The sequence below is a fragment of the Bacteroidota bacterium genome, assembly GCA_013360915.1.
Classification (GTDB): Bacteria; Bacteroidota; JABWAT01; order JABWAT01; family JABWAT01; genus JABWAT01.
Genome location: JABWAT010000033.1, coordinates 1 through 11,523, shown reverse-complemented (window position 1 = coordinate 11,523; position 11,523 = coordinate 1). Strand labels below are relative to the sequence as shown.

Genomic DNA, 11,523 nt, shown 5'->3' with positions numbered 1-11,523 from the left:
TCATCATTTCTTTCGCCTTCACCTCATCAAGGATCCGGACGTACTGCATGGTCATCTTAATCGAAGTATGACCCAACAGTTTCATAACCACCTCTGGTCGCATCCCCAACTCCAGGCTGAGCGTGGCGAATGTGTGCCGGGCGGTGTGAACGGTGACCAGTTCGGATTTCGGCAGCGATTCCTCGAGGCGTTCTTTACCCCGGAATCTGATCCGCTTGACCATGTGGGTAATCCCAGCAAACTGGCACAGTTCTTTTAAGTACTCATTAAATTTCTGATTCGAGATCACCGGAAGGCAGCTACTGAATTGACCTGCGTACCGGTCCAATATTTCAAGAGCCATTCGGTTGAGCGGGATGGTCACAACCCTTTCGGTCTTGACCATGTTCATCCTGATTTCCCGTACCGGTTGGCCGTTGATGCTTATCGATGTGAATATATGTTCGGGTGCCAATTGTGCCAAATCTGAATAACGCAGTCCGGTCACGCATGCAAAAATGAACACATCGCGAACGTGCTCCAGGCGTTGGGAGTCTGGTGTACAGTTGGCCAGGTTCTTCAGCTCTTCCATTGTCAGGTAAACTTTGGCGGCTTCGCGTTTAGTAACCTTCACCTCGCTGAAGTCCCCCTGAATGCCGGCTCCCCGTTTGTTCGCCCAATTAACGAAGGTTCGGAAAGTCCCGATCTGTTTATGGACGGTATTGTCAGTGAGGCCATCCTTATATAGAAAGTCGCGGAACCCATCAAGCCATTCCTGGTTCATCTTTTCAATTGATGGCTTGATGTTCACTGACCGGAAGTAATCATCCAGGTGTCGGAACATTGCCTGATAAACCTGCATCGACCCGTGCTTTGCGTAGGTTGATTTGAAGCTAAGAAAATCTGACCGGTATTGGTCGAAGTCGGCTTCCCTTACCTTCTCTGGGCGAACAATATTCGAAACCTCCGCAACGGTAGGCATCCGCCCCTCTGCCCGGGAGAGCCGGACAAATTGCCGGATCCGGTCTTCAAAAGACTGGAGCAAGAGGTTTAACTCAACTGCACCCCTGACATTTCTCCGGACCCGTTGCGTTTTCGGATCCCACTCTTTGAGGAAAACCTTCTCCCCGATGTAGTGACGGAACTTGCTCCCCCGGTCCTGATAAACCAGGAAGATGGGATGCCTGCCCTCTGAATCAGCATCCCAAAGATAGAAATTGATTGTGGCCATTTTTGGTGTCTATATTGGTGTCAAAATTTGTGTGTTCTGCTGAAACAGAATCGAAATAAAGCTGTAATAATATACAGTATAACCCTTTAATTTCAACTTAAAAACGCCGTTTTGGCAGTTTCATTGAGTGGAGTGGTTGTATCTCCCCCTCCGCTCCTGAAAAACTGCCTCCCGGCAGTTTTTTTTTGTGTGTTCCGGACCGGTCCCTTTTTGGGGGAATTGGTATCCATACCTGATTATGACATCATCCTCTTTTCATCAACTGATTCCTTCCTGGCTTCGGTTTATGGTTGCCGTGTTCCTCTCGGGCATGCTGATCAGTTCCGTTTTCCGGTTGCTTTTCCTCCTGTTTAACCTCCATCTGCTCGATGTGACCGGACAGGACCTCCTCTCGGAGGCCTTTCTGAAAGGTATTCCTTTCGATGCCAGAGTGGTCACCGCCTGGATGGCCATTCCCTTTCTGGTGTTGTCACTTTGTTGGATCGCCGACCTGGAACATGCTCTGATTACCCGGATTTCCACCCTGTTTATGGCTGTCGGCTTTGGCCTTGTCATCGCCACTTCACTCGCAGATCCTCCCTATTTCGATTATTACGGAAGCCGGATTTCCAAAGACATTCTCATGTGGACCGATAAACCCGGCATTATGCTGAAAGTATTGTTTGGCGATTTTTCCTTCATCCCCTGGATTGCAGCCGGTATTCTGGTTATTACCGGCTACGGCTGGTGGCTCATCCGGCTCGAAAAATGGTCTTTCACTCACCCCACGTTACCTGTCTCATGGAAAGTGAAGACCACCGTGTTTTTTATACCCTTGTTCCTGCTTTTTCTCGGGCTTCGCGGCAATGCCGAACTAAAGGGCAAGCCGGCCATCACTTCAGAGGCTTTTTTCTCGGATAATACCTTTATCAATCAGCTGACCATCAATCCGTTTTTTAATCTGGTCGATTCATTCACCATGTTCCGGCTTGAATACACCGACCCTGAAACTGCCATCCGGCTTACGCGGGAACACCTGGGTATTAAAGATCAATACAAAAGTCCCGTGGCACGTTTTGTGGATGGAGTTCCCGAAGGCCCCAAACGTAAAAATGTGGTTCTCTTTCTCATGGAAAGCCAGTCGGCTTACAAAACAAGCTGGTATGGTAAGGCTGAGAACCTGACCCCGTTTATCGATAGCCTGGCCACTGTTTCAAGATTTTACCCGAATACTTTCACCACCGGAGTCCATACCCGGAATGGAATTTATGGTACCATTACCGGCTTGCCCACTGTGATGGGAATCAGACCAATGCAGTCCTCTATCGGCAATGGAATCCCCTATGGCGGGCTGCCGCTGGTACTCAGAAACCACGGCTATCAGACCGTTTTCTTTTGTACCGGGAATAAAGATTTTGACAACATGGGCGGATTTCTCACCTACAACGGGTACGATCGGGTCATCGATCAGGATGACTATCCCACCGCTAAACGTTTTAACAAGTGGGGGGTAACCGATGCCGGTATGTTTACCGATGCCATCCCGATGCTGAATGAACTCAGCAGCAAGGGGAAACCTTTTTTCAGCACATTCCTGACCATCTCGGGTCATGAGAAAACAGATGTGGCCATGCCGGATGGCTTCCGGCCAACTGCAGAACTGGTCGAGGATCAGCGATTTCAGCTGGCCGATTGGAGCATCAGACGATTTTTCGAAATGGCCAGACACCAATCCTGGTACGACAGCACCTTGTTTGTGCTGATTGCCGATCATGGGTATAAAACACACATGATATATGATTTGTCGGTGGCCTACGTTCAGACTCCCCTGATTTTCTATGAGCCGGCGGGTCAGGACCCCATTATTGACAGACGACTTGCATTACAGATCGATGTCTTCCCCACTCTGATGGGACTACTTAATCTTCCGTACATGAATAACAGTCTCGGAATCGATCTGCAGACCGGTACCCGTCCGTTTGCCTATTTCTCAAACGGAACCAATATCGGGGTCGTCGATTCAACATATTATCTGATGCTGTCAGCTTCAGGAGCTGAGTTTCTCTACCGCTATCAGGAAGGATCAACCGAAAACCACCTGCAAAACCATCCTGACCTGGTTCAAAGAATGAAGGACTACGCGCTTCCCATGCTTCAGACCTCACAGTGGCTGGTTGAGAACCGCCAGGCCGGACTTGTTCCGCGTCCCTGATTTGCGGATAGTCACAGCATCGTTCCGGGAAATACGATTACCTTTGCTGTCACAACTAAACCTTTCGGGAGCTCCTATGCAACTATCCAGAGTTCTGATAATTCTCTTCTTTTTTGCAGTGCTTTCTTCCTGTGAAGAAACAACGGGTAATGACACTTCAAAAGTATCGGTCGGAATCACCGATGCACCTGCCAGTGTGGATTCCATCATGATTTCCTTCAACAAAATAGAAGCGAAGGTGGATAGCAACTGGCTTACATTGTTCGAAGGTTCATCAACCTTTGACCTGCTGAAATTCACGAATGGCAAGTTTAATCTGCTGACTCAGAATCTGGATTTGGAAGGAGACCATATCCATTTTCTGCGGATTAAAATGACCGGTGCAACGGTTTATAAAGATGGGGTAGCCCATGCCATGACCGTTCCAGGTGGTGATACACGGGGGATCCAGATCAATGTAAAGAACGGCCTTCTGAAGGCAGGTATCAGTTACACGCTTCTGGTCGATGTCGATGCCCGCCGGACGTTTATCCGTACAAAAAATGGTTTCCGTATGAAACCGGTTTTAAGGGCATTTCTGATCGCTCAGACAGGAAAGATCAATGGAACCCTTCAGGGTTGGACGGATGACCCCACCGTTTTTGCCATGAGCGGCTCCGATACAGTTGCCACCGCTCAGCCCGACCCGTCAGGTGCATTTACACTATGGTATCTTGATCCGGGATCTTATTCCATCGCCGTTTCAGACACGGTTGGATTCTCGAAAGCATATGCAGGGCCTTATACTGTCACTGCTGGGGGAACCACTTCTGCTGGTACGCTGCCGAAATCGGATCCTAAATAGCCAACCTGGTTAAAATAAAAAACGGGGCTTTGGGGCCCCGTTTTTTTTGTCTTTCAGGTCCAGGATTACTTATCAATCCCGATCAGATCCATCACAAACGCAAACTGCAGAGCCGTTTCTTTCAACGACCGGAACCGACCGGAGGCACCACCATGTCCGGCTTCCATATTGGTATGCAGGTAGAGCGGATTGTTGTCCATTTTTCTGACACGAAGTTTCGAAACCCATTTGGCCGGTTCCCAGTACTGAACCTGGCTGTCGTGCAGTCCGGTCAGAACCAGCATGGCTGGGTAATTTTTGGCTTCCACATTGTCATATGGTGAGTAGGACAACATATAATCGTATTCAGCCTTGATTCGCGGATCACCCCACTCCTTCCATTCAAAAGTGGTCAGCGGGATCGACTCATCGAGCATGGTGGTGACCACATCGACAAAGGGCACGGCTGCAATCAGACCCCGGTACAGATCAGGAGCCATGTTGGCCACTGCACCAATTAGCAATCCGCCCGCACTGCCGCCCGAAGCAAATAATTTATCCTTTGCCACATATCCCTGATTAACGAGGTACTCCGAGCAATCGATGAAATCATTGAAGGTATTAATCTTCTTCATCATTTTACCTTCATTATACCAATCGCCCCCCATTTCCTGACCGCCACGGATGTGGGCAATGGCATATACAAATCCACGATCGAGAAGGGAAATCCGTGAAATACTGAAAGTGGCATACATGCTGGCTCCATAGGACCCGTATCCATATACCCACCCCGGATTTCCTCCATTCTGCTTGAAAGCATCGACCCGGTAAACCAGTGACATCGGAATGAGGCGGCCATCGCGGGCCGGAACCATCAGTCGTTCAGTTTTATACAGGGCCGGATTGAATCCACCCGGAATTTCCTGCTGTTTCACCAACACTTTTTCACGGTTAACCATGTGGTAGTCGAACTGCGAGGAGGGAGTGGTCATGGATGTATAAGTATACCGGATCCAGGGTGATTCATAATTCATCGAGACACCCAAACCAGCATAATAGGCAGGCTCCTCGAACTGAACCGAATGCTGTGAGCGGTCATCCCACCGGATGATCCGCAAAGTTGATAACCCGGCACTAACGTCATCGACCACCAGGAAATCTTTAAAAACAGAGAAATTATTCAGCAATACACCATCCCGGTGCGGAATCAGATCCGTCCAGAATGCGGCACCCGGTTTTGAAACAGGAGCAGTTACCAGACGGAAGTTTACGGCACTCCTGTTGGTACGGATGATAAAGTTGCCGTCATGATGTTCAACCGAGTATTCCACATCAGAAGCAATCGGCTCAATCAGAGTCAGTTGTTTAAATGGCTTGTCATTGGCGAAAAACCGGACCACGTTGGCATCGGTCCGGCCGGAGGATACAAATGTATACTTTGCATCCTTTGACTGATCGAGTCCGACCGCCAGAGTCTGATCGGCTTCATAATAAATTTCCTTATCGGTGGCCGGATTTGTTCCCATAACGTGTGCAAGTACCCGGTCCGAACGAAGGGTCTTAGGATCCTGGCGGGTATAGTAAACCGTTTTATTATCGGTGGAAAAGACCACATTCCCGGTGGTCTTCAGAATCTCATCGGGCAGCCACTCACCTGTTTCCAGGTTCTTAAACCGGATGTCATAAAACCGGCGGCCAACTGTGTCGACCATAACGGCGGCCACTTTCTGGTCGTGGCTGATGGTGGTCCAATAACTGAAGTAACCCAGACCCATACCCATGGCATTTCCATCAATCAGGATTTCCTCAGTAGCATCCATGCTGCCTTTTTTCCGGCAGAAGATGGCGTACTCGCCTCCTTCATCAAACCGGTTATAGTAATAGTAGTCACCATATTGCCAGGGAGCACCGGAATCTTTCTCCTTGATTCGACCTTTCATTTCAGCGAATAGCTTATCCTGAAACGGTTTGGTGTGTGCCAGCATGGTATCCAGATAGTCATTTTCTGCATTCAGGTAACTAATCACCTCCGGATTTTCCCGCTGATTCAGCCAGAACCAGGGATCGATCCGGTCGGGGCTGTGCGAGACGCGTAAGGTTTCAGGTTGCTGTGCAGCCAACGGAGGCTGAACCGATGGACGGGATGTACAAGACATCATCAGAGCTCCTGCGGAAAGGATGAAGAGAAGCGGTTTGGTCATAACCTGTCTTTCTGATTGGATTGTTGTGGTGAATTCTGTAAAGGTACCGTACGGAAAGTTTTTTTGCGTCATTCCCGCTTAAAGGCAACAAAACGCAAAGACAGCAGAGATTCTTGTATTGAAAAACTAAAAAATCGTTGCGTTCTCCTGTATTTACCTTTGCGCACTCTCTGCGTTAACCGTATTTAACCGCAGAGGTAGCAGAGAAAAGCTGAGATCGCAGAGTTTCTTGTATTGAAAACCAAAAAAACCTTTGCGTTCTCCTTTATTTACCTTTGCGCTCTTTGCGTTAAAAGCATAAAAGACCGCCCCGCCTTTAACGAAAAAGCTCCTGAAAAGTTTCATCCGGGAAAGGACCGCCGGCTATGGTTGGAATTATCAGGGTCAGGTACTATTTTCCCGAACGAATTGTTATCGGAATTTATGGCCACCTTACTTGACGATTACCAGGCCCCTGCGGCCAACCAGGTTGACGATTACACCAAACAGAAACTGCAATTGCTGGTTAAACGTCCTCAGGAATTTCTGACCGAACTGTCTCCCCTGCAACCGCTTCAGCTGAAGGAAGTTCAGGAAAACCTGTGGGACATTATCATGGCAGAATCGGGCAAAAAGGGGGTTTCAGTCACCAGATCCGATATTATTTCCCGGTTTGAACCCACCACCAACTATCAATATCGGGCAGGATGCAAGGAACCCCTCGGCTATTGTACCCTGAACATGTGTATCCGTCTAGATCCGAAATGCTCGGTCAACCGGTTGCGTGGTATGATAGAAGTGCTCAGGAAAATTCTGGCTGAGATGTACAAGGCTGAAGACCTGGATTCCCGTCTCGCCGAGTTGGAAACCACCCATAAACCCTATCGGGCCATTCCGGCTGCCTCTTCCGAAACAGTTGTCGAACACCCGGATGTTGCCTTGAAGATCAGCCAGATCAAGTCAAAACTTCCGAATCTGAGAGAAATCCTCTTTTCAATCATTGAAATCGATGGCGCCGAAATGGTTGCCATGATTGATAAACGCGGCAAAATTGTTGAACTCGTCAGCAACAACAAGATTCAATCCACCATCTTTACCCGCCGGATCGCCATGCTGACCGATTATTTCACCAGATTGGGTGATCGGGTTTTCTCCTCCGGGATTCAGTCATCGGTGAATGAATATGAAAACGGATTGATACTTGTCCACAAGCTTGATCATGACCTGTTTATTCTGATTTCGAGCAGTACCCGGCAGGTTCCGGCCAGTTTTGCCCAGAAAACCTACCGGATTGCCGGTGAGTTGAATGCACAACTGGCCTCGGTCTTCCACTGACCGATCGGTCACCTTTTTTGATTCCCTCTCATTTACAAACGATATTGCTGCCATCAGGTAACCCCTGAACCATTAGGGGGTGACCGGTTTCGACGGGCTGAGTGTTGGTCCGGGAAGCGTGCAGAGGTCTCCGGAGTCCTCTTTAATCAAGTCGGAAAAAACATAAATGCTGACAACAGCTACGCAATGGCTGCTTAATTAAAGCAACCCGGTGCTGACGACCTTCTCCTGACGGGTTTTCAGCGCCGACAATTTGTCGGGATGCTGCATCGGTCCGCCCCGGGCCGGTGAGTAAGATCAGGGGCTGGGTGACCGCGAGGATGTTCCTGACCGGACGGAAGCCGAGATCTTAACAGGAACTGCGCACGGAGATGCCTTGATGGACACCTGTTCGGACGCGGGTTCGACTCCCGCCACCTCCACATTTCGTATTGAATATCAATGACTTAGCTATTATTGGTGTCAATATAGGTGTCAAAACTGAAGGCTACCGCAAACACGGTGGCCTTTTTTTATCCTGAGAAATATTTCTTTCGTCTGAGAAATTGATTAAAATGTGATGGTCGACACAACCCGAGTATACCATCATGAACTTCCCTACACCAGATTGGTCCTTGTTCATTGAAAACCATCTCGAATACATTTTCCGTTTCCGATCGGCTGTGTATGGATTGAGTGGTTTTGAAAAAATCATTCCTGTTTCATCCGACACATGCGCGCTTGGAACCTTCCTTCAGTCCCTGGCCGGTACCAACCTTTCTCGCCTGCCGGCTTATAAGGAGCTGATGGAGAAACACGATGCTGTTCATCTTCAGGCCTCAACCACCTATCTGGCAGCGATGTCAGCAGACATGATGATGACAAGGGCTGAACTTAAACGATTGGATCAGCTCACCAGAGAGCTGGTGCAGCTGATACCAAAATTTCAGAGTTCTTACAGTTACCTCCGGCATTAGCCTTCAGGTCGTGTAGGTTTGTTCTATCCTCACAGCCGGGTGCTCTCTGTATTTAAGCGCAGACGGCCGCCTGGAGACTCGTCGATACACCCGGACGACTTTACCCACCACCGGACCACACTTCGGCGACCAGCGGGCAAAAGCGACGGGATTCTCAGTTTGCAGAATGACCAGGTCACCTGATGTGATCTGATCGGTTACCTTGAAGACAATGCAGTCTTCCTTTGCCAGGCCCAACTCGGGGTAGTCGAGGCCCAGCACAATTGAATAATGGGGACTATTCACTGTTACCTCTTTATCGTTTATGTTACATCGGGGGCAGTGAATGTAAATGATACCGGACTACTGTTCAAGCGTACAGTGCCCATGTGGGTAAGTTGTGGATTAACTCATGTAAATTTTATTCTGAGCAAGCAGTAACAACACCATATTTAGCAGTAGTTTCCTTTGAGTCTCCATCAGAACCGAGGAAACTATCATCAATTATTGTTACCTTAAGCCGCCCAGACGATGTTTCCTTTTGAACAGTACAGCATTGAATTCCATCATCGTCTAAATCAATAGTCGAGTTTCCAGATCCATCTACTGTTCGACCTCCAAAAGATCCACTCCATTTCGTATCTGATTCTACTTTGGCCTTATAATCTGTACAACCAATAAAAAGTAGAAATGTGGAAGCTATTACACTATTCAGCGTCTTCATACAAATTCTCCATAATTATTCAACACATAACTTTGATTACATTTATTCCAAAAATAAAACAATCACCCTTGCCACCGATTGAGTTCCCCTGTCAAAAACAACATACACCAGTGGCGTAATTGATACCTTTCGAGTAGTTATATCTTTTGGAAGAATTTTGGTAGTCCTTTTATCCTTTTCAATCACATTAACCTTGATTTTTTGAAGCTTATAGGCTGATATAGTAGTTGGAAATATTATTTCACCTTTCGCGTAATAAACCGAATCAAGTGACTCATAGTCCTTATACATCATTTCTGAGACTTCGACATTGTTGAGGAGGTGCTTAGTTTCACTCTCATTTAATAGTTTCACTTTTATCGGTTCCTGTATATAAACCCAAGATGAATAAACGAGTTGTCCTGCATGGTCCGGATAGGAATCAATCACCCTACTGTCCGTATCCGGGAAACCAGGTCGTATCTCGTCCGGCTTCCCCATCTTCTTTTTAACCTCATCTATTGACATTCCTATCTCGATCTTTTGGTTGATTTTTGCCTCAAACAGGGTCATCTCACTTTGGCTATAAACAACCGAAGAACAACTAATAAAAATTAAGATTAGTCTAAATTGCATGATTATATCCCTTATAAATTGTATTCTTATTCAAAAATACTGAATGTAATCCGGAGCGTATCAATAAGTTTTCTTTCCGCTTCCTCTGGCTGAGATGGATTCCAAAGAATAGTATGATGATGATTTGTGTCAAAGTGTGCTTCGTGAAACAAATCTGCCCTACATGAGTAAATCACGGGTTTTCCAGATCCCTCTGCAAATCCAGCTTCCCAATAGGCACCCGGATTTTTATGGGTTAAATCAGCAATTAAAAACTTCGACTGAAGTATCATTACTCGTAACCTATTGTCGATCAGTCCAGCAGCAGGCTCATCAATTAAAGTCTTTAAATCAAGCCCAAGTTTAGCACACCCTGGTTTGAAGAAATCATAAAATATTCTGTCAAGTTCCGGATCATGGTATTTCATAGCCATGAAACCATAATTGCTTTTACTTTTTCCTGATTGAATTTCAAAATAATATTTATAGCCACTATAAGTTAAACCTAATTCTATTCTATTTGGAATTATAGTATTATTTATATTGTGTGGTGAAATGTAACCTGATTCTTGCAAATAATTAAGAAACCAATAGACGGATTCTTCAATATCACTATGTGTTACATCACAAAGTCTTTGAATATCCTCGGAAATTATTCGACCTGGTTCTGTGGATTTGAGACAAATGTATCCAAAAAGGGTGTTGATCCTTTCATCAATAGAAATTGTAAAATTATTTAGCTCATTTTTTCGAAATTCAGGACTTACATCAGGTATCTCATCAATATCATTCAATTTTACCCGTTGGTTCCAAATTCCATATATTATCCTCGAAATTTGTTTTTTTGAATAGCGAAGAATATAAAAGTCATTTATTCCTGATCTATCAATTTGCCATGGACCACATCTGGAACAATTAAAAAGTTGCATTGACGTACTTTTTAGATTTCCTTTTGTGGGAGTAAAAAGTAATTCGGAGTTACAAAGAGGGCAATTCATCATCACACCTTTATCCTTCTGACCACATCGACCACCTTGCCCACCACCCGGTAGGCTCCGTTGACCTGAAAGGAAGGAAACGCCGGGTTGGTGGATATTAACCACGGCTGACCATCCTTCAGCATGTATTGCTTCACCATAGCAGCATTGAACTCATTCAGCGCCACCACGACATCCCCCGGCTTTATATCAGCCTTGGGTACAAAGATCACATAATCCCCATGCTGGATGTTGGATCCAGTCATGGACTCCCCCTGCACCACCAGAGCGAAGGAGTTATCCGGGGCATCTGGCAGGGCGACGTAGTCAATTATATCCTGCTCCTTCACTTCGGGTATCCCTGCCGGCACCTGGCCGAGGACGGGGATCATCCGGACGGGCTTTGCTCCTGCTGGTAACCGGGTACCCGGGTCGTTCGCCATCATGGGACCTTCCCCAGTAAGGAACCAGTGGACGTTGATGCCGAGATAAAGAAGCCTTGTTAAAACTTCGTGCCCGGGGGTAACTGGGTCCTCGCCTGAGTAATACTTACC

Annotated in this window: 11 protein-coding genes and 1 other RNA gene; 5 read left to right on the top strand and 7 right to left on the bottom strand. The window is 46.9% G+C overall.

The window, feature by feature from the left end:
- Positions 1–1,210 (bottom strand): site-specific integrase (locus tag HUU10_15540; protein ID NUQ83015.1); only part of this gene is annotated, 1,210 nt, incomplete at its 3' end.
- A 238-nt stretch (positions 1,211–1,448) separates the two neighbouring features.
- Between HUU10_15540 and HUU10_15535 the strand changes: the two genes are divergently transcribed.
- Both HUU10_15535 and HUU10_15530 read left to right on the top strand, forming a co-directional pair.
- Entirely contained in the window at positions 1,449–3,401 is a 1,953-nt protein-coding gene (locus HUU10_15535; GenBank protein ID NUQ83014.1) for an LTA synthase family protein, read from the top strand.
- A gap of 76 nt (positions 3,402–3,477) precedes the next feature.
- Complete coding sequence (locus HUU10_15530; GenBank protein NUQ83013.1) at positions 3,478–4,245, top strand: DUF4382 domain-containing protein; 768 nt, start codon at positions 3,478–3,480, stop codon at positions 4,243–4,245.
- 65 nt (positions 4,246–4,310) lie between these two features.
- Here HUU10_15530 and HUU10_15525 read toward each other — a convergent pair whose 3' ends face one another.
- Positions 4,311–6,380, bottom strand: a complete 2,070-nt coding sequence (locus HUU10_15525) for a S9 family peptidase (GenBank protein NUQ83012.1) — start codon at positions 6,378–6,380, stop codon at positions 4,311–4,313.
- Positions 6,381–6,848: 468 nt separating this feature from the next.
- On the opposite strand from HUU10_15525, the gene HUU10_15520 reads away from it, so the two are divergent.
- From HUU10_15520 to HUU10_15510, 3 genes are all read left to right on the top strand, one after another.
- Complete coding sequence (locus tag HUU10_15520) at positions 6,849–7,739, top strand: hypothetical protein (protein ID NUQ83011.1); 891 nt, start codon at positions 6,849–6,851, stop codon at positions 7,737–7,739.
- Positions 7,740–7,814: 75 nt separating this feature from the next.
- Positions 7,815–8,164: a transfer-messenger RNA gene (gene ssrA / locus HUU10_15515) on the top strand.
- 162 nt (positions 8,165–8,326) lie between these two features.
- Positions 8,327–8,695, top strand: a complete 369-nt coding sequence (locus HUU10_15510; protein NUQ83010.1) for a CZB domain-containing protein — start codon at positions 8,327–8,329, stop codon at positions 8,693–8,695.
- A 3-nt stretch (positions 8,696–8,698) separates the two neighbouring features.
- On the opposite strand, the gene HUU10_15505 is transcribed toward HUU10_15510, so the two are convergent.
- The 5 genes from HUU10_15505 to HUU10_15485 all read right to left on the bottom strand — a co-directional run bounded on the left by HUU10_15505 (position 8,699) and on the right by HUU10_15485 (position 11,415).
- Positions 8,699–8,980 carry a hypothetical protein gene (locus HUU10_15505; protein NUQ83009.1) on the bottom strand — a complete coding sequence of 94 codons (282 nt, stop codon included), beginning with the start codon at positions 8,978–8,980 and terminating at the stop codon, positions 8,699–8,701.
- A 115-nt stretch (positions 8,981–9,095) separates the two neighbouring features.
- A complete protein-coding gene (locus HUU10_15500) occupies positions 9,096–9,398 on the bottom strand; it encodes a hypothetical protein (GenBank protein NUQ83008.1) in 303 nt (100 codons plus the stop codon).
- A gap of 42 nt (positions 9,399–9,440) precedes the next feature.
- Positions 9,441–10,013, bottom strand: a complete 573-nt coding sequence (locus HUU10_15495) for a hypothetical protein (GenBank protein NUQ83007.1) — start codon at positions 10,011–10,013, stop codon at positions 9,441–9,443.
- 26 nt (positions 10,014–10,039) lie between these two features.
- Positions 10,040–10,921 (bottom strand): hypothetical protein, encoded by an 882-nt coding sequence (locus HUU10_15490; protein ID NUQ83006.1) that lies wholly within the window; start codon positions 10,919–10,921, stop codon positions 10,040–10,042.
- A gap of 71 nt (positions 10,922–10,992) precedes the next feature.
- Entirely contained in the window at positions 10,993–11,415 is a 423-nt protein-coding gene (locus tag HUU10_15485) for a hypothetical protein (GenBank protein ID NUQ83005.1), read from the bottom strand.
- Positions 11,416–11,523: the final 108 nt, after the last annotated feature.

What these genes read in the sequence shown, in the direction of transcription:
- HUU10_15530 (NUQ83013.1), top strand. Translation starts at nt 3,478, where the DNA reads ATGCAACTATCCAGAGTTCTGATAATTCTCTTCTTTTTTGCAGTGCTT.
- HUU10_15525 (NUQ83012.1), bottom strand. Translation starts at nt 6,380, where the DNA reads ATGTCTTGTACATCCCGTCCATCGGTTCAGCCTCCGTTGGCTGCACAG.
- HUU10_15500 (NUQ83008.1), bottom strand. Translation starts at nt 9,398, where the DNA reads ATGAAGACGCTGAATAGTGTAATAGCTTCCACATTTCTACTTTTTATT.
- HUU10_15510 (NUQ83010.1), top strand. Translation starts at nt 8,327, where the DNA reads ATGAACTTCCCTACACCAGATTGGTCCTTGTTCATTGAAAACCATCTC.
- HUU10_15535 (NUQ83014.1), top strand. Translation starts at nt 1,449, where the DNA reads ATGACATCATCCTCTTTTCATCAACTGATTCCTTCCTGGCTTCGGTTT.
- HUU10_15490 (NUQ83006.1), bottom strand. Translation starts at nt 10,921, where the DNA reads ATGCAACTTTTTAATTGTTCCAGATGTGGTCCATGGCAAATTGATAGA.
- HUU10_15520 (NUQ83011.1), top strand. Translation starts at nt 6,849, where the DNA reads ATGGCCACCTTACTTGACGATTACCAGGCCCCTGCGGCCAACCAGGTT.
- HUU10_15485 (NUQ83005.1), bottom strand. Translation starts at nt 11,415, where the DNA reads ATGATGGCGAACGACCCGGGTACCCGGTTACCAGCAGGAGCAAAGCCC.
- HUU10_15495 (NUQ83007.1), bottom strand. Translation starts at nt 10,013, where the DNA reads ATGCAATTTAGACTAATCTTAATTTTTATTAGTTGTTCTTCGGTTGTT.